Origin of the sequence: Humibacter sp., from assembly GCF_051954055.1 — a bacterium.
Taxonomy (GTDB): domain Bacteria; phylum Actinomycetota; class Actinomycetes; order Actinomycetales; family Microbacteriaceae; genus Humibacter.
The window spans coordinates 43532-63240 of the sequence record NZ_JBQCIE010000092.1 but is presented as its reverse complement, the minus strand read 5'-3'; the positions used below and the strand labels follow the sequence as shown (position 1 = coordinate 63240).

The window sequence follows — 19709 nt, the reverse complement described above, 5'->3', positions numbered from 1 at the left end:
CGAACGCTGGCAGGGAAGCGGGGGATGCGGTGACGGTCCTGGCGCCCCTTGCGGCATGGATTCGTTCGCATAAGGTCGTCGCGTCCACGCTCGCGATCGCGCTGGTCGCCTCCGTTCCCGTCACGTTCGCCGTTCTGCACAAGGGTTTCCCGACCGACGACGTCAACCTCGATGCGCGTGACGTATGGGTCACGAATGGCCAGAAGCTGATGGGCGGTCGTCTCAACCACCAGATCGACCAGCTGGATGCCGCGGTGACCGGCGCATCCAGCGACCTGAACGTGCTGCAGGACGGCACCGCATACTTCCTCACCGACACCAAGAACGGCACCCTGGAGCGCATCGACCCGGCGTTCGTGTCTCTCGTCGACCGGGTGAGCATCCCGCCGGGATCGCAGGTGTCGTACGGGGCGAGCACGGTGGCGATCACCTCGCCAGACGGCAAGGTGTGGGTTCTGGATGCCTCGTCGCGGCTCGCGTTCGACCCGTCGAAGACGACCCCGACCGCGAAGCTCGGCTCGGGCACGCAGACGGTCGTGACGAAGGGCGGCGTGGCCTACAGTGCGTCGCCCGGCAAGCACGAGCTCGTGCGCTTCGACCACCCGGGAGCGCAGGGCACCTCGTCGAACCTCGCCGTGCCGAGCTCGTTCCAGCTGTCGGCGGTCGGCGACCAGCCCGTGCTGCTGGACACGGTGCATAACCGCGTTCTGATCGGCACGAGCGCGACCGTGAACCTGCCGTCGATGGGGCTGCAGCTGCAGCAGCCGGGTGAGGCGAACTCGTACGCGCTCGTCGCCTCCGGCACTGCGCTCATGAAGGTGCCGCTCGACGGCGGCCACGTCGACATCGTGGGTGCGGGCATCCAGCATGCGGTGCCCCGCGCCGACCAGGTCTCTGCACCCGTCTGGCTGAACGGATGTTCGTACGGAGCGTGGGCGGGCGCGGCCCGCTACCTCTATGCGTGCGACGGCAAGGCATCCGTCGGCGTCGACATCGCGCAGCAGGTCAGCGGGGACGACCTCGAGTTCCGCGTCAACCACGACGTGATCGCGCTGAACAACCTGCGCAACGGCGACGCCTGGGTGGTCTCGAGCCACATGGTTCTGGTGCAGAACTGGGCGACGTTGAAGCCGAACGATTCGCAGGTGAACGGGAACACCGGGCAGGAGAAGCCCGTGCTGCAGTCGTTCCAGGACACGCTGGCGCACCGCACGAAGATCAACCACCCGCCGGTCGCTGTCGACGACAACTTCGGTGTGCGGGCCGGACGGTCGACCGTGCTGCCCGTGCTCGACAACGACACCGACCAGGACGGTGACGTGCTCACCATCACGCAGGTCACTCCGGTGCCGGCAGCGGAGGGGCACCTCGACATCATCGAGGGCGGGCGAGCTGTGCAGCTCACCGTGCCGGCGAACGTGACCGGGAGCGTCTCGTTCCGGTACACGATTGACGACGGGCGCGGCGGAACGGCCAGCGCGCAGGTGAACGCGACCGTGCATCCGCCGAACGTGAACGCGGCCCCAGTGTCGAAGCGGGAGAGCGACGCGCAGGTCGAGGTGGGCCAGTCGATCTCGTACGACGTGCTCAACGACTGGATCGACCCTGACGGCGATGAGATCTCGCTGTCGGGTGCGCAGTCGACGACGGATGACCAGGTGCAGTTCCAGCCGGACGGCAAGATCACCTTCCTCAGCAAGAACGGCCAGACGGGCGTCAAGGAGGTGCGCTACACCGTCACCGACGGACGGGCCAGCGCGACCGGCTCGCTGTTCGTCACTGTGAAGGCGCAGGGCTCGCTCGATCCGATCGCCACGCCGGACTTCGGCTCCGGGTTCGCCGGCCAGCCGATCGTGGTGAACCCGCTTGACAACGACCTGTCGCCATCCGGAGACGAGCTGAACCTGGTGGGCGCGAACTTCAGCAGCGGCCCCGCAGAGCCCTCGATCGTGACCGACCCCCAGAAGCAGACCGTGACCGTCACGGCCAGCACGCCGGGGGAGTACTACCTGGAATACACGCTCGGTGCGGGTGCGAAGACGACCACCGGCCTGATCCGCGTCAACGTGCTCGACAACGGCAACGACGCCGGCCCGATACCCGTCGCGGACGTCGCCTACGTGCGACCGGGGGAGACCACGACGGTGGATCCGCTGGCGAACGACTCGTCGCCGTCCGGCAGGGTGCTCGCTCTGCGCACGGTGACGAAGACGGATGCCGCGGCCGACCTCAACGTGCAGGTTCTCGACAACCAGATCGTGAAGATCACGTCGCCGTCCGTTCTGCCGAGCCAGGTGCAGCTGAATTACGTGGTCTCGGACGGGGTCAAGGAGGCGGCGTCGACCATCACGGTGGTGCCCATCCCGCCGATCGTCGTGCATCAGCCGCCGGTCGCGGTAGATGACACGGCGACGGTGCGCGCCGGCGACATCGCCACGGTGAGCGTGCTGGACAACGACTATTCGCCGGACAACGAGCCGTTCAACCTGGATCCCAAGCTGAAGGACACCTCGAACGAAGGACAGGGCGCCACGGCGTTCGTCAGCGGCAAGACGGTGCGGTATCAGGCCCCGAACACGCCCGGTCAATACTCGGTGTCGTATTCGATCAGCGACAAATGGCAGCAATCCGCAGTGGCGACGGTGACGTTCATCGTCACGGGCAAGAACGGCAAGGATCAGGCGCCGAACCCATCGACCCTGACGGTGCGCGCGTTCGCCGGCTCGAGCATCCCTGTCACCGTTCCGCTGGACGGCATCGACCCGGACGGCGATTCGGTCACTCTCGACGGCATCGTCAGCCAGCCGAGTCTCGGGCGCATTGTGAGCTCGACGTCGAACTCGTTCATCTACGAGGCGTATCCGGGCTCCGGCGGCACGGACACGTTCACGTACAAGGTCACGGACACGTACGGCAAGAGCGCGACAGGCACGGTGCGGGTCGGTGTGATCCCGCGGCCGTCCAGTCTGCAGCCCCCGGTCGCCGTCAACGACACTGTGCAGGTCAAGCCGGGGCGCACTGCCGCGGTGCCCGTTCTCGCCAACGACTCGGACCCGAACGGGTACACGATCTCGGTGGAGAAGAAGCTGACCGACGTGGACCCGGCGCTGAAGGCATCCGTGCACGGACAGATCGTGCTCGTGCAGGCGCCGGAGAAGGAGGGCGTCTACGTCGCCCGCTACACGATCACCAACGGTCAGGGCGGTCAGGACAGCGCCTACGTACAGGTCATCGTCACCAAGGACGCCAAGCCGGTCTATCCGACCGCGATCGATCAGGACGTGCAGCCAGATCAGGTGGCGGGCAAGAGCTCGGTCAAGGTGGATGTCTACGAGGGTGCCGTCAACCCGTCAGACCTCGTGGACAAGCTGAAGGTCGCCGTCACAGGGCCCAACGCGAAGTACGCGACGGTGGGGTCGAGCGGCGAGGTGGAGGTCAAACCCCAGCACTCGCGGATGGCGATCGCGTACACGCTGACGGATCCGGCGACCGGGCTCGCCGGCGAGGCGTTCATCGTGGTGCCGCCGTCGTCGGACGGCACGGCGCCGCCGAAGGTGAAGGTTCCGCAGCAGATCGTGTCGATGAACGGCACGAAGACGTGGAAGCTGTCCGACATCATCGATGTGCCTTCGGGGCGCCCCGCGAAGATCACCGGTCGCAGTGGCGTCAGCGCAACGCATTCGACCGTCTCCGGTTACGTCGATGACCAGACCATCACGTTCACGGCGCAGAAGGATTACCGCGGTCCTGCCGCAGTGACGTTCAAGGTGGACGACGGGCGAGAACCCGGCGCGTCCCAGGACCGCGTCACCTCGCTGGTGCTCCCGATCACGGTCGGGAATCCCGATCAGTCGGATGTTCCGCCGACGTTCACGCCGCCGAACGTCACCATCCAGGCGGGCGAGAGCCCGACGGTCGTCGACCTGCGGGCATCCACGTACCACCCGAACCCGCAGATCCTGAACAAGATCACGTACACCGACTTCTCCGGCGCGTCAGGCGGGATCGTGGCCAATCCGAGCGGGTCGACGCTGTCACTGTCGGCACCGTTCGGAGTGCAGCCGGGCACGACGTCGACGATCCACTTCAAGGTGAACTCGCCGACCGTCTCCATAGACGGATCCGTCAACGTGCGCGTGGTGAGCTCGACGCGGCCGCTTGCGCAGCAGAAGAACCCGCCGCAGACCATGGACATGAAGCGAGGGGAGAGCAAGACCCTCTCCGGTGCGACCGGCGACACGTACTGGGTGAATCCGTTTCCAGGACAGCCGCTGACGATCACGAGCGCGAAGCAGGTGAGCGGGCCCAGCGGTGCGACCGTGACGTACACGTCGAGTTCGATCACGGTCAGCGCCGGCAGCGGAGCCGGTATCGGCACGGTGAACGTGCAGTACACCGTGCAGGATGCGACGAAGGATCCAGCGCGGACCGCCGGCACGATCGGCCAGCTGAACGCGACCATCCACGACGTGCCGGCGCAGCCTTCGGCGCCGAGTGCCGCCCCCGATGGCGACAGCAGCATCAAGGTCACCCTGAGCCGCGCACCAACCGACAACGGGAGGCCGATCACAAGCTACGACATCTTCGCGAACGGTTCGAAGGTCAAGACGGTGACGTCCCTCGGCACCTACGCGATCTCCGTCACGAACGGAAAGGCGTACACCTTCACCGTCGACGCCGTGAACTCGGACGGCCCGAGCACGACCTCACCGCCCAGCAATTCCGTGACCACTTGGGGCACCCCGGGCACACCCGGGGCGCCGTCCGCGCGCGAGAGCGGCAACTCCCCGAACGGCACCATTACGTTCAGCTGGGGATCCGTGGACGCGCGAGGCCCGCTGCAGACCTATGAGTGGAGACTGAGCAACGGGCGAACCGGACAGACCACCAGCACCAGCGCGTCGACCGGCGGCCTCGGCCAGGGCGATTACTACGTCCAGGTGCGTGCGCAGAACCAGGGTGGTGTCTGGGGTGACTGGTCCCCGCAGAGCAACACGGTGAACGTGCCCAACCCGCCACCACCGCAGCCGTCGGTGTCGCTCTCGAAGGGTGCGCAGACAGGGGTGCGAAGCGGTTGTGACTCGGGCCGCTGCTACTACTACGTCGTCGCGGCGAAGAACTTCCCAGCCAACACTCCCGAGCAGGTCACCCTCTATTGCAACAACGGTGCGCTGCGAACCGACACGTACACGACAGACGGAAATGGATCCATCTCGTTCAACACGCAGAACATGCTCCACGACACCTTCTGCGGCTACCCGGGCGTATGGGTGACCGTGGGGAAGTACTCGAGCCCTACCGAGAACTGGGGCTGACGGTAATGCCGACCCGGGAGTCGTTCCAAGGGGCAGACATCCCGTTTCTCCCCGTGACCGGGGGTGTGCTAGCTTGTACGGGCTTGGGGGAGCAGATTCGGGCCGAGAGGCGAGCTTCGCTTCGTCGTGAACGCAAGGATGGATTCAGGGAGAACGCAGCACAGTGCTCGGGCCTTTCGCCGCGTGGATTCGCTCCCATAAGGCCATCGCATCGACTGTCGCGATCGCGCTCGTCGCATCCGTTCCCGTCACGTTCGCCGTTCTGCACAAGGGCTTTCCCACCGACGACGTCAATCTCAACTCCCGTGACGTATGGGTCACGAACGGCGACAAGCTGATGGGTGGTCGTCTCAACCACCAGATCGACCAGCTGGATGCCGCGGTGACCGGCGCATCCAGCAGCCTGGACGTGTTGCAGGACGGCACCGCATACTTCCTCACCGATACCAAGAACGGCACGCTGGAGCGCATCGATCCGGCATTCGTGTCCTTGGTCGACCGGGTGAGCATCCCCGCCGGATCGCAGGTGTCGTACGGCGCGAGCACCGTGGCGATCACCTCGCCGGATGGCAAGGTGTGGGTTCTGGATGCCTCGTCCAGGCTGGCCTTCGACCCGTCGAAGACGAAGCCCGCCGCGAGGCTCGGCTCGGGGACCCAGACGGTGGTGACGAAGGGCGGCATCGCTTACAGCGTCTCGCCGAGCAGGCACACGCTGGCGCGGTTCGACCATCCGGGAGTGCAGGGGCAGTCCTCGAACCTCGCGGTCTCCGGATCGTTCCAGCTGTCCGCGGTCGGCGACCAGGCGGTCGTGCTCGACACGAAGGCGAACCGCCTACTCGTCGGAACCGACAAGACCATCGACCTCCCTTCGAAGGGCATGCAACTGCAGCAGCCCGGCGAGACGAACTCGTACGCGCTCGTCGCCTCCGGCAGCGCGCTCATGCAGGTGCCGCTCGACGGCGGCCACGTCGCGATCGTCGGCGCCGGCATCCAGCACGCCGTCACGAAGGCAGACCAGGTCACCGCCCCGGTCTGGCTGAACGGATGCTCGTACGGAGCGTGGGCGGGCGCGGCGCGCTATCTGTACGCGTGCGACGGCAAGGCATCCGTCGGTGTCGACATCGCCCAGCAGGTCAGCGGAGACGACCTGCGTTTTCGGGTGAACCACAATGTGATCGCCTTGAACAACCTGCGCAACGGTGACGCCTGGGTCGTGTCCAGTCACATGGTGCTGGTGCAGAACTGGGCGACTCTCAAACCGAACGACTCGCAGGTGAACGGGAACACCGGGCAGGAGAAGCCGGTTCTGCAGTCGTTCCAGGACACGCTGGCGCATCGCACCGCGGTGAACCATCCGCCCGTGGCCGTAGACGACAACTTCGGCGTCCGCGCCGGCCGGTCCACCGTGCTGCCCGTGCTCGACAACGACACAGACCAGGACGGCGACGTGCTCACCGTCACCCAGGTGACGCCGGTGCCGTCGGCCGAGGGGCACGTGGACATCATCCAGGGCGGCCGTGCGGTGCAGTTGACAGTTCCGGACGGCGTCACCGGAAGCGTGTCATTCCGGTACACGATCGATGACGGCAGGGGCGGGACCGCGACGGCGCAGGTGAACGCGACAGTGCATCCGCCGAACGTGAACGCAGCGCCGGCGTCGAAGCGGGAGAGCGACGCTCAGGTCGAGGTGGGGCAGTCCGTCACCTACGACGTGCTGAACGACTGGATCGACCCGGACGGCGACGGCATGTCGCTGTCGTCGGCACAGTCGACGACGGATGACCAGGTGCAGTTCCAGCCGGATGGCAAGATCACCTTCCTCAGCAAGAACGGCCAGACCGGTGTGAAGGAGGTGCGCTACACCGTCACCGACGGGCACGCGAGCGCATCAGGATCGCTGATGGTCACGGTGAAGCCGCAGGGCTCGCTCGACCCGGTTGCAACACCCGACTTCGCGTCGGGGGTGGCGGGTCAGGCGATCAAGGTGGACCCGCTGCAGAACGACCTGTCACCGTCGGGAGACGAGCTGACGCTCGTCGGCGCGAACGACGACAGCGGGCCGTCCCAGCCGACGGTGGCGACCGATCCTCAGAAGGGGGCCGTCACGGTCACGGCGAGCACCGCAGGCGAGTTCTACCTGAAGTACACGCTCGGCGCCGGCGCGAAGACCACGACCGGACTCATCAGAGTGGATGTCGCGGACGGCGGCGGCGACGCCGGACCGATCGCTGTCGCCGACGACGCGTACGTGCGGCCGGGGGAGACCACGACGGTGGATCCGCTCGCCAACGACTCGTCGCCGTCCGGCAGAGTTCTGGCGGTGCGCACCGTGCAGAAGACGGATGCCGCGGCCGACCTCAACGTCGAGCTGCTCGACAACCAGGTCGTCAAGATCACCTCGCCTGCGGTGCTGCCGCAGCAGGTGCAGCTGAACTACGTCGTCTCCGACGGCGTGAAGGAAGCCACGTCCACGATCACGGTGGTGCCGATTCCGCCGCTGGTCGTGCATCAGCCGCCAGTCGCCGTCGATGACACCATCACCGTTCGCGTCGGCGATGTCGCAACGGTGAACGTGCTCGACAACGACTACTCGCCCGACAACGAGCCGTTCAACCTGGACCCGAAGCTGAAGGACACCACGAACCAGGGCGCCGGCGCCACCGCATTCGTGAGCGGCAAGACGGTGCGCTATCAGGCGCCGACGACGCCAGGGCAATACTCGGTCTCCTACTCGATCAGTGACAAGTGGCAGCAGACGGCCGTCGCGACAGTGACGTTCGTCGTGACCGGAAAGGACGGCAAGGACCAGGCACCGGTCCCGCCCACGCTCACTGTGCGCGCGTTCGCCGGCTCGAGCATCCCGGTGACGGTCCCGCTGAACGGCATCGACCCGGACGGCGACTCGGTGACGTTGGACGGCATCGTGAGCCAGCCGAGCCTCGGGCGCATCGCGAGCTCGACGTCGAACACGTTCACGTACGAGGCGTATCCCGGCTCCGGCGGAACGGACACGTTCACGTACAAGGTGACGGACACGTACGGCAAGAACGCCACCGGAACGGTGCGCGTCGGTGTTGTTCCTCGGCCCACTAGCCTGCAACCTCCCGTCGCGGTGAACGACACGGTCGAGGTCAAGCCGGGCAGGACGGCATCGGTGCCGGTTCTCGCCAACGACTCCGACCCCAATGGCTACACGATCTCGGTGCAGAAGACGCTCACCGACGTGGATGCCGCGCTCAAGGCATCCGTTCACGGGCAGATCGTGCTGGTGCAGGCGCCTGAGAAGGAGGGCGTGTACGTCGCGAAGTACACGATCACGAACGGCCAGGGCGGTCAGGACAGCGCGTACGTTCAGGTAATCGTGACCGCGAACGCGAAGCCGGTGTACCCGACCGCGATCGACCAGGTCGTGCAGGCAGACCAGGCCGCGGGCAAGAGCTCGGTGAAGGTGAACGTGTACGAGGGCGCGGTGAACCCCTCCAACCTCGTGAGCGAACTCAAGGTGGGCCTGGCGGGCCCGAACGCGAAGTACGCCACGGTCGGCAGCAACGGCTCGGTCGTCGTCAAGCCGCAGCACTCGCGCATGGCGGTCGCCTACACGCTGACCGATCCGGCAACCGGGCTGACCGGGGAGGCGTTCATCGTGGTGCCGCCCGCGTCGGATGGCACCGCGCCGCCGAAGGTGAAGGTTCCGCAGCAGATCGTGTCGATGAACGGTACGAAGACGTGGAAGCTCTCCGACATCGTCGACGTGCCCTCTGGGCGCCCAGCGAAGGTCACCGGTCGCGGCGGTGTCACGGTGACCCACTCGAACGGTTCCGGCTACGTGGACGACCAGACGCTCACGTTCGCGGCGCAGAAGGACTATCGCGGACCGGCCGCTGTCACGTTCGAGGTGAGCGACGGCCGGGAGCCGGGCGCATCGCGCGACCGCATCACCTCGCTGGTGCTGCCGATCACGGTCGGCAACCCGGACCAGTCGGATGTTCCGCCCACGTTCACGCCACCGAACGTGACCATCCAGGCGGGCGAGAATGCCACGACCGTCGACCTGCGTGCGTCGAGCTTCCATCCGAACCCGGACATCCTGAACAAGCTGACGTACACGGACTTCTCCGGGGCGTCCGGCGGGATCGTGGCGAGCCCGAGCGGGTCGACGCTGTCGCTGTCGGCGCCGTTCGGCGTGCAGCCGGGCACGACCTCGACGATCCACTTCAAGGTGAATTCACCGACGGTCTCGATCGACGGGTCCGTGAACGTGCGCGTGGTGAGCTCGACGCGGCCGCTTGCGCAGCAGAAGAACGCACCGCACACCGAAGAGGTGCAGCGCGGCCACACGGCCACGTGGAGCAACGCGACGAGCGACCAGTACTGGGTGAACCCGTTCCCTGGGCAGCCGCTGACCATCACGAACGCCAAGGCGGTGAGCTCGCCGTCGGGGATCACCGTCACGTTCACGGGCAATTCGATCAGCGTCGACGTGGGTAGCGGTGCCGCGATCGGCACCGTCAACGTGCAGTTCAACGTGCAGGATGCGACGAAGGATCCGGCCCGCACGGCCGCCACGATCGGACAGTACAACGTCGTCGTGCACGACGTCCCCGCGCAGCCCTCGCCACCTTCTAACGTCAAGGCGAGCAGCGGCCAGGCGACCATGTCGATTCAGGCGCCCACCGACAACGGCAAACCCATCGACCAGTACCAGATCACTGACAACCACGGTGGCAGCTATTCGGCCAAGGTCGGGTCGAACACGATCACGGGCCTGACCAATGGCACCACCTACACGTTCCGGGTCAAGGCGCACAACGCCGACGGTTGGGGCGCCGTGTCAGCCTGGTCGCCCGCGGTCACGCCCTATGGGCAGCCGAGCGCGGTGCAGAACGTGAACATGCTCGCCAAAGGCACGGCTCCGAACTCGTTCGATGTCAAATGGAGCCCCGTCTCGAACACCGGTGGTGGCTCCGTGACGTATTACTGGTCGTTCAGCGGCGGCGGTTCGGGCAAAACGAAGGGAACCAGCGTCACGACGCGTTCTGTCGGCGCGGGCAACTACTCCTTCAGCGTGTACGCGGTCAACGACGGAGGCGGCGGCACCGGCGGCACGGGAACCGGCTATGGATCCATCGCGAACCCGCAGCCCGCGGCTCAGACGGGTCCGGACAGCGCGCATCCCGTGGCCTGCCAAGTGGGCGGCGGAACCTGTCACTACTTCCTGATCAAGGGCCAGCACTTCAGCCCTGGCCAGCAGTACACCGTGCAGGCATACTGCGGCGGCTCCAGGCTCACGAGTCCGACCGTCACCGCCGACGGGAATGGCAACATCGACACGAGCTCCTATTACACCGACCACAAACCGAACTGCGGCACGTACGAGACGGGCTACATCGTCATCGGGGGCGTGCAAAGCCCGACGGTGCACTTCTGACCGCCAGCAGAGCGAATCGACGAGAAGACGAGGACAACACCATGGCAGTGACACAGGAACAGGCGACCTGGTTCGCCGGCGCATTCGGGCAGCTGGTCGCGAACGTCGACAAGGCGATCCTCGGCAAGGAGCACGCCATCAAGCTCGTCGTGACGGCGATGCTCTCCGGCGGGCACGTGCTGCTGGAAGACGTGCCGGGCACGGGTAAGACGGTGCTGGCGAAGGCGCTCGCGAACACGATTCAGGGCACGCAGTCGCGCATCCAGTTCACGCCGGACCTGCTGCCCTCCGACGTCACCGGCGTCACGATCTACGACCAGTCCACCGGCCGGTTCGAGTTCCACCAGGGACCGATCTTCGCCTCCATCGTGCTCGCCGACGAGATCAACCGCGCATCGCCGAAGACGCAGTCCGCTCTGCTGGAGGTGATGGAGGAGGGCATCGTCACGGTCGACGGAGTCAGCCATCCCGTGGGCAGCCCGTTCATGGTCATCGCCACCCAGAACCCCATCGAGCAGGCCGGAACCTACACGCTGCCCGAGGCGCAGCTCGACCGCTTCCTGATCAAGACATCCCTCGGCTACCCCGACCACGACACCACGGTGCGGCTGCTGCTGGAGTCCTCGAACCGGGCGCGCGCGGCATCCGTCTCGGCGATCATCGCCTCCGACTCGGTGACGACCATGGCGCAACTGGCGGCGGACGTGCACACCGACGGAGCCGTGATGGGGTACCTGAGCGAGCTCGTCACCGCGACGCGCAGCGACAAGGATGCCGCCCTGGGCGTCAGCATCCGCGGCGCACTCGCACTGGCGAGGGCCGCGAAGACCTGGGCCATCGCCGCCGGGCGCACGTACGTCACGCCCGACGACGTGCGGGAGCTCGCCGTCCCGGTTCTCGCGCACCGCGTGATCGTGGACCCGGAGGCGGAGTTCGCGGGCGTGAAGGCCGAAGACATCGTGGACCGTGCGGTCGCGACCGTGAACCCGCCGGTGTACCGGGCAGCGTGACGAACGGCATGACGACAGCGGACGAGCGAACGCGCTCGCAGGCATCCTTCGCCCTGCGAGAGCTTCTGCGCGCCCTGCGGGGCGGCTTGCTCGACCTGTGGCGTGCGCTGCTGCGCGCCATCGACAAGCCTCTCGCCGTGTCGGCACGGGCTGCCAGGACCGTCACGCCGCTCGGCTGGATCGTCGTCTGCGCCGCCGTCGTCTCGTTCCTGCTCGCCTTCGTGCTCGGCTGGGCCGAGTTCGCCTTCATCGGCTTCGCGCTCGCCGGCGGGATGCTCGCAGCCTGCGCCTACCTGTTCGGTCGCGCCACCTACAAGGTCGCCATCGAGCTCAACCCACGCCGCGTCACGGCGGGAGACCGCGCCATGGGGCGCATGGAGGTCGTCAACACCGGACCACGTCCCGTGCTGCCGACCCGCATGGAACTGCCCGTCGGGGAGGGGCTCGCCGAGTTCGTGGTGCCCCGCCTCGCGCCGAACGCGGACGACGAGAGCCTGTTCGCGATCCCGACCGAGCGCCGTGCCCTGATCGTGGCCGGCCCTGCGATCAGCGTGCGCGGCGACCAACTCGGCCTCCTGCGCCGCACGACGCGCTGGACCAACCAGGTCGAGTTGTTCGTGCACCCGAAGCTGACCCGCATCGCCGCCACCGCCCGCGGCCTGGTGAAAGACCTCGAGGGGCAGACCACGAAGGCGATTACGGACAGCGACCTCGCGTTTCACGCGCTGCGGTCGTACGAGCCGGGCGACGACATCCGCAACGTGCACTGGCGCAGCTCGGCGCGCACCGGACAACTCATGGTGCGGCAGTATCAGGAGACCCGGCGCTCGCAGCTGCTGCTGTTGATGAGCGCCGACCGGCGGTTCTACGCCTCGGACGACGAGTTCGAGCTCGCCGTCTCCGCTCTCGCGTCCATCGCAGTCGAGGTCATCGCCGAGGAGTCCGAGCTCGATGTGGTGTGGGAGAACGCCAGACTGCGCGAGCGGACGCCGATGACGCTGCTGGATGACACCTGCCGCATCCAGCAGGTCGACAGCCGGTACGAGACGCTGCGCGAGTTCGCCCGCACGGTCGGTGCCAGGCTGGCCGAGCCGAGCCTCGTCATCGCCGTCGTCGGCAGCAACGTCACGCACCGCGAGCTGCACGGCCTCTCCACGCTCTACCCGTCGGACACGCCGGTGATCTTCGTGCGGGCTGCGGCCGAGGGCGCCGGTCTGCGCAAGGTGGGCGACGCCTTCGTTGCGACGATCACGAAGCTGCCCGAGCTCGCGGGCCTGCTGCAGAGGGCTGGACGATGACCGCCGCCGCGCCTTCGACGCCGACGCGAGTCGCCACCCGGACGCCCCGCGCGGGTCGACTGACCGAGGTACGCGCATCCGTCTGGGCCGACATCGCGGTCTTCGCAGTGCTCGCGTTCATCGCCCTGCTCGGCTTCGGCCCTGCATTCGGGCAGCTCGGCTACCTCGTCGCGGCGATCGGCGGACTCGTGGTCGGCAGCGCCGTCGCGACAGCCGGCGTGCTCCTGCGGTGGCCGATGGTCGTGACGGTGCTCGTCGGCATCGGCGCCTACTTCGTGTTCGGAACCGCGTTCGCCTTGCCGGGGGAGGGCATCCTCGGCGTCGTGCCGACGCTCACGTCGCTCGGCGACCTGGCCACGGGAGCGGTGTTCGGCTGGTCGGATGCCGTCACCCTGCGCGCGCCGCTCGAGGCGCCGCCGTACCTCGCCGTCGTACCCTTCGCGGCGACGCTGGTGGTGTCTCTCGCGTGTGTTTCGCTCGCGATGCGGATGCCCTCCGACGGTCGCCACGCCACGTTGCGTGCCGCTCTGCTCGTCTCCGGACCCACCCTGCTGTTTCTTGCGGCCATCCTGCTCGGAACGAGGGATGCCTACCTCGCCGGCATCCGCGGCGTCGCGCTCGCCGCCATCGCGCTCGGCTGGCTGGGGTGGCGCATCCGCTCCTCGAAGCGTTCCATCGCTCCCGATCCGGGCCTGACCAGGCGGGCGATCGCGGGCTCCGCCGTCGTGGTGCTGGTCGCGGTCGTGGCGGGCGGCGCGCTCGGCACGTTCGCCTCCCCGTCGGCGTCATCGCGTCTTGTGGTGCGCGATGCCGTGCAGCCGCCGTTCAACCCGCTCGACTATCCGGCACCGTTGGCCGGGTTCCGCAAGTACACGAACCAGCTGCAGAAGACCAAACTCTTCACCGCGACGAACCTGCCGAGCGGCAGCCTCATCAGGCTCGCGACGATGGACAGCTACAACGGCATCGTCTGGAGCGTGACGGGCCCCGGCGAGCAGACGGACGGCTCGGGAAGCTTCGAACTGCTCGGCAGCACGATCCCGACGCCCCCGCTGTTCACTCCCGGCGCCAAGACGACGTCGAAGTTCTCCGTGCTCGGCTACGACAACGTGTGGCTGCCTGAGCTCGGGTACACCGACGAGCTGCAGTTCGATTCGCATCCGGGCGACGCCGATCCTCGTGACACGGTGCGCGTGAACGCGGCGACCGGGACCACCGCCGTGACCAGCGGCGTCACGCGCGGCCTCACGTACACGGTGCAGGCGACGGCGCAGAAGATCCCCAACGATAAGGCGCTGAAGAACGTGCCGGTCGCGAAGGTGGGCATGCCGAGCATCACCAACGTGCCCGACGTGATCGCCACGAAGGCCGAGCAGTACGCGGGCGGGTCGGCCAGCGCCATCCAGAAGCTGCGGAACATCGAGAGGTCGCTGAAGAAGCTCGGGTACCTGAGCCACGGCCGCGCCTCCGACCCCGTGCCGTCGCGTGCGGGCGAGGGCGCCGACCGCATGAACGACCTGCTGCAGAAGACGCCGATGGTCGGCGATCAGGAGCAGTACACGTCGGCGTTCGCGCTGATGGCGCGCCACCTCGGCTACCCGGTCCGTATCGTCATGGGGTTCAAGTCGCACAGCGACGGCAAGGGCACCGTGACGTTCACCGGCAACGACGTGACGGCATGGGACGAGGTGGCGTTCCAGGGCGTCGGCTGGGTGCCGTTCTTTCCCACACCTACGAAGACGGATGCCCCGAAGGACCAGACCGTCAAGCCCAAGCTGCAGCCGCAGCCGCAGGTGCGTCAGCCGCCGAACACTCCGCCGAAGGCCGACGATCTGCTCACCCCGGTGAAGACCAAAGACAACAAGCCTCCGCAGGACAAGCACGCGTTCGTGCTTCCGGCGTGGGCGTATTACGTCATCGGCACGGTGCTGCTCATCGCTCTCGCCATCTTTGTGCCGATGGCCGTCATCGCGCTCCTGAAGAAGCGCAGGAGGCTGCGACGAGCCCGTGGCCCTGGAGACCGGCGTGCGGCGGGCGCCTGGGACGAGCTCGTCGACGGCTTCGGCGAACTGGGCTACGCCGTTCCCAAGGTGGCGACGAGGCGGCAGACCGCAGCGTCGTTGGAGATGCAGTCGGCCGAGCAGGGCATCCCGCTGGAGGCAGGCGCATTGTCCGGACTGGCAGCGGATGCCGACGCCGCCGTGTTCGACGGATCCGATGTCTCCGAGGAGCGCAGCACGCAACTGTGGCACGGCGTCGAGCAGACGCTCGCATCGGTGTACGCCTCGGCGGGGTGGCTGCGCAGACGGCTAGCGTCCTACCGGTTCTTCCGCCGCCGCACGTCGTCTTCGCGGTCCGGTGGCGCTGGGGCGCGACTGCCGGGGTCCCGGGCGGCAGCCCAGGATGCGTCCCCGTCCGGTTCGACCGCCTGAAGTATAGTGTCGCGGGTGGACTCGTCGGGTTTCATCACGCCGCCTCCCGGCCTGATCCCGCCGCGCCACGACACCGACACCCGCACCGAGCGGATGCCTGCGCGCACGCCGTCACTCCCGGCGTTCAATCCGCCGGCGGCCGCTCGGCAGGATGCGCAGCAGGACGCCTCGCCCGCGTGGCTCGTGATGCTGCCCACCGGCGCCCGGGTCCGCGTGAAGGGCGCGCTCCTCGTCGGACGCAACCCGGTGCGCTTCGAGCCGTGGATGAGCGCCGAGCTTCTTCCGGTCGACGACCCGGCGCGCAGTGTCTCCAAGACGCACGCAGTGCTCGAGGAGTCGGCCGAAGGCATCCGGATCACCGATCTGCACTCCACGAACGGCGTCAGCGTTCTGGATGCCGCGGGCACGGCGACCGCGCTCGTCGCGGGCGTCGCGACCCCACTCGACGCGGGAACGACGGTGCTGCTCGGCAGCTACCGCCTGCAGCTCGTCACGGGCTGAATGCCAGGTGCTGGGTGTTACCCTGAACGGGTGCTGGTCGTCTCGCTCCTCCTTAGCCGCCGCGACGAGTCCTAATCATTCGGGCCTCTCTCGTCGCGGAGTTCTTTCGTGGCTTCACTCCCGGGTCATATGACCGGATCCCACACGCAAGGAGAAAACGTTCAGCATGAGCACAGCATCCGATGCCGTGCGCACGGACGGCGCGGCTGACGCGCATCCGTCCGGCGCAGCGTCGCCCCTGGCGGCAGGCTCGCCCGAGGCGTCGCGGCCCCGCACCCTGGCCGAGAAGGTCTGGGCGGACCATCTGGTCGTCAAGGGCGAGGACGGCACGCCCGACCTCATCTACATCGACCTGCACCTCGTGCACGAGGTCACCAGCCCGCAGGCGTTCGACGGACTGCGGATGGCCGGCCGGCAGGTGCGCCGACCAGACCTCACCATCGCGACCGAGGACCACAACACGCCGACGATCGGCATCGACAAGCCGATCGCCGACCTCACCAGCCGCACCCAGATCGAGACGCTGCGCAAGAACTGCGCCGAGTTCGGCATCCGCCTGCACTCCCTCGGCGACGTCGAGCAGGGCATCGTGCACGTCGTCGGGCCGCAGCTCGGACTCACCATGCCGGGCATCACCGTCGTGTGCGGCGACTCGCACACGTCGACGCACGGCGCGTTCGGGGCCATGGCGTTCGGCATCGGCACGAGCGAGGTCGAGCACGTGCTGGCCACGCAGACGCTGCCGCTGAAGCCGTTCAAGACGATGGCGATCACGGTCGAGGGCACGCTGCGTCCCGGTGTCACGGCGAAGGACATCATCCTCGCGGTCATCGCCAAGATCGGTACAGGCGGTGGACAGGGCTACGTGCTCGAGTACCGCGGCAGCGCGATCCGCTCGCTCTCCATGGAGGGCCGCATGACGATCTGCAACATGTCGATCGAGGCCGGCGCCCGCGCGGGCATGGTCGCGCCCGACGAGACCACGTTCGCCTACCTGAAGGGGCGTCCGCACGCCCCGCAGGGCGAGGACTGGGATGCCGCCGTCGAGTACTGGAAGACGCTCGCCACGGACGACGACGCGGTGTTCGACGCCGAGGTGTTCATCGACGCCGACGCCCTCGAGCCGTTCGTCACCTGGGGCACGAACCCCGGTCAGGGCGTCTCGCTCAGCGACGTCGTGCCCGAGCCGAACAGCTTCGACGACCCGAACACCCGTGCGGCGGCCGAACGCGCGTTGGAGTACATGGACCTGAAGGCGGGCACGCCGCTCAAGGACATCCACGTGGATGCCGTGTTCATGGGCTCCTGCACCAACTCGCGCATCGAAGACCTCCGCGCCTTCGCCTCGATCATCAAGGGCAAGAAGAAGGCCGAGGGCGTCCGCGTCATGGTCGTCCCCGGCTCCGCACGCGTGCGGCTGGAGGCCGAGGCCGAGGGCATCGACAAGATCGTCGAAGAGTTCGGAGCGGAATGGCGCTTCGCCGGATGCTCGATGTGTCTCGGCATGAACCCCGACCAGCTGGCGCCCGGTGAGCGGTGCGCATCCACCAGCAACCGCAACTTCGAGGGACGACAGGGCAAGGGCGGTCGCACGCACCTGGTGTCGCCGGTGGTGGCCGCCGCCACAGCCATCCGCGGGACGCTCTCCAGCCCGTGGGATCTCGAGAACGTCGACTCGAAGGCAGGTGCCTGACATGGACAAGATCTCGACGCTGACCGGTGTCGCCGTACCGCTGAAGCGGTCGAACGTGGACACCGACCAGATCATCCCCGCCGTGTTTCTGAAGCGGGTCACGAAGACCGGGTTCGACGACGCGCTGTTCTACGCGTGGCGGCAGGACCCCGACTTCGTGCTCAACCAGGAGCCGTACACGAAGGGTGGCATCCTCATCGCCGGCCCGGACTTCGGCACCGGGTCATCCCGCGAACACGCGGTCTGGGCGCTGCGCGACTTCGGCTTCACGGCGGTGCTGAGCCCGCGGTTCGGCGACATCTTCCGCGGCAACTCCGGCAAGCAGGGCCTGCTCACCGGCACGATCTCCGAGGACGACCTCGAGAAGCTGTGGGCGGCCATCGACGCGAACCCCGGAATAGAAGTGACCGTCGATCTGGTTGCACGTGAGGCGCGACTCGCCGACCTGACCGTCGACTTCGATATCGACGATTACACTAGGTGGCGGTTGCTCGAGGGGCTGGATGACATCGGCCTCACCATGCGTGATGAGGCGCAGATCACAGAATTCGAAGCCCGCCGAGAGTCATGGCGGCCTAAGACATTGCCGGTGAAAATCTAGTGAACTCACTTCTTCAGGATGCGCAGGCCGCGGGAGCCCGAGTGGGGCTGACAGCAGAGAAGATCACCATCAACGGTGGACGACCGCTTCGCGGACGCATCCGGTTGAAGGGGGCGAAGAACCTCGTCACGAAGGCGATGGTCGCCGCAATCCTCGCCGACGGGCCGAGCGAGCTGCGCGACGTGCCCGACATCAGCGACGTGCGCGTCGTGCGCGGGCTGCTGGAGATCCACGGCGTCAAGGTGACCGACGGTCCCGACGAGGGCGTGCTGCTGCTCGACCCGACCGGGGTGGAGAGCGCCCACATGGCCGACATCGACGCGCACGCCGGCTCCAGCCGCATCCCGATCCTCTTTTGCGGGCCGCTGCTGCACGCGCTCGGTGAGGCGTTCATCCCCGACCTGGGCGGATGCCGCATCGGCGACCGTCCGATCGACTACCACCTCGAGGTGCTGCGCCGGTTCGGTGCGGTCGTGGAGAAGCTGCCCAGCGGCATCCGCATGACCGCGCCGAACGGTCTGCATGGCGCCAAGGTGGAGCTGCCGTACCCGAGTGTCGGAGCCACAGAGCAGGTGCTGCTCACCGCCACCAAGGCGGACGGCATCACCGAACTGCGTGGGGCGGCGATCGAGCCCGAGATCATGGATCTCATCAACATCCTGCAGAAGATGGGCTCCATCATCACGGTCGACACGGACCGGGTGATCCGCATCGAGGGTGTCGACCGGCTCACCGGCTACAGCCACACCGCGCTCTTCGACCGCAACGAGGCCGCCAGCTGGGCGGCCGCGGCTCTGGCGACGGAGGGCGACATCTTCGTCGGCGGAGCGCGTCAGGCCGAGATGCTCACGTTCCTCAACGTGTTCCGCAAGGTCGGCGGCGCGTTCGACATCGACGACGACGGCATCCGCTTCTATCACCCGGGCGGAGAGCTCAAGCCGGTCATTATCGAGACGGATGTTCACCCCGGCTTCATGACGGACTGGCAGCAGCCGCTCGTCGTCGCCCTCACCAAGGCGAAGGGCGTCTCGATCGTGCATGAGACGGTGTACGAGCAGCGGTTCGGCTTCGTGGATGCCCTGGTCGAGATGGGTGCGACGATCGAGATCCACAAGGAGTGCCTCGGCGGGCATCCGTGCCGGTTCGGTCAGCGTAACTTCGACCACTCGGCGGTGATCTCGGGACCGACCGAGCTGCACGGCGCCGACATCGAGGTGCCCGACCTTCGCGGAGGGTTCAGCCACCTGATCGCCGCATTGACCGCGAACGGCACGTCGACCGTCAGCAACGTCGGCATCATCAGCCGCGGCTACGAGAACTTCATCGGCAAGCTCGAGCAGCTCGGCGCCGACTTCGTCTTCGAGCCCTGAACCGCCGACGCCCCGGTGGACGGGTGGCTCAGTCGGGAATCCGGGATAGCGGATAATGGGC

Annotated in this window: 9 protein-coding genes; all 9 read left to right on the top strand. The window is 67.4% G+C overall.

The genetic code is table 11. The features are described from left to right. Positions 1-29 precede the first annotated feature (29 nt). The 9 genes from ACTHNC_RS10185 (at position 30) to murA (ending at position 19648) form a co-directional block, all read left to right on the top strand. A complete protein-coding gene (locus ACTHNC_RS10185) occupies positions 30-5315 on the top strand; it encodes an Ig-like domain-containing protein (protein ID WP_440294487.1) in 5286 nt (1761 codons plus the stop codon). A 163-nt stretch (positions 5316-5478) separates the two neighbouring features. Beyond that, positions 5479-10743 (top strand): Ig-like domain-containing protein, encoded by a 5265-nt coding sequence (locus tag ACTHNC_RS10180; RefSeq protein WP_440294486.1) that lies wholly within the window; start codon positions 5479-5481, stop codon positions 10741-10743. Positions 10744-10784: 41 nt separating this feature from the next. Continuing rightward, complete coding sequence (locus ACTHNC_RS10175; protein ID WP_440294485.1) at positions 10785-11753, top strand: AAA family ATPase; 969 nt, start codon at positions 10785-10787, stop codon at positions 11751-11753. Positions 11754-11761: 8 nt separating this feature from the next. Further along, complete coding sequence (locus ACTHNC_RS10170; RefSeq protein ID WP_440294484.1) at positions 11762-13051, top strand: DUF58 domain-containing protein; 1290 nt, start codon at positions 11762-11764, stop codon at positions 13049-13051. After that, positions 13048-15483 carry a transglutaminaseTgpA domain-containing protein gene (locus tag ACTHNC_RS10165; RefSeq protein ID WP_440294483.1) on the top strand — a complete coding sequence of 812 codons (2436 nt, stop codon included), beginning with the start codon at positions 13048-13050 and terminating at the stop codon, positions 15481-15483. The genes ACTHNC_RS10170 and ACTHNC_RS10165 overlap by 4 nt, the downstream gene beginning before the upstream one ends. Positions 15484-15498: 15 nt before the next feature. Then, a complete protein-coding gene (locus ACTHNC_RS10160) occupies positions 15499-15984 on the top strand; it encodes an FHA domain-containing protein (RefSeq protein WP_440294482.1) in 486 nt (161 codons plus the stop codon). A 166-nt stretch (positions 15985-16150) separates the two neighbouring features. After that, entirely contained in the window at positions 16151-17677 is a 1527-nt protein-coding gene (gene leuC / locus ACTHNC_RS10155) for a 3-isopropylmalate dehydratase large subunit (protein WP_440294481.1), read from the top strand. Position 17678: 1 nt separating this feature from the next. Next, positions 17679-18278: a 3-isopropylmalate dehydratase small subunit gene (gene leuD, locus ACTHNC_RS10150; RefSeq protein WP_440294480.1), complete on the top strand. Its 600-nt coding sequence runs from the start codon at positions 17679-17681 to the stop codon at positions 18276-18278. Then, a complete protein-coding gene (murA, locus tag ACTHNC_RS10145; RefSeq protein ID WP_440294479.1) occupies positions 18278-19648 on the top strand; it encodes a UDP-N-acetylglucosamine 1-carboxyvinyltransferase in 1371 nt (456 codons plus the stop codon). Before leuD ends, murA begins: the two co-directional genes overlap by 1 nt. Positions 19649-19709: the final 61 nt, after the last annotated feature.

Bases quoted from the DNA above. Each gene is read 5' to 3' on its own strand.
- ACTHNC_RS10175 (WP_440294485.1), top strand. From the start codon at position 10,785: ATGGCAGTGACACAGGAACAGGCGACCTGGTTCGCCGGCGCATTCGGG.
- ACTHNC_RS10170 (WP_440294484.1), top strand. From the start codon at position 11,762: ATGACGACAGCGGACGAGCGAACGCGCTCGCAGGCATCCTTCGCCCTG.
- ACTHNC_RS10165 (WP_440294483.1), top strand. From the start codon at position 13,048: ATGACCGCCGCCGCGCCTTCGACGCCGACGCGAGTCGCCACCCGGACG.
- leuC (WP_440294481.1), top strand. From the start codon at position 16,151: ATGAGCACAGCATCCGATGCCGTGCGCACGGACGGCGCGGCTGACGCG.
- leuD (WP_440294480.1), top strand. From the start codon at position 17,679: ATGGACAAGATCTCGACGCTGACCGGTGTCGCCGTACCGCTGAAGCGG.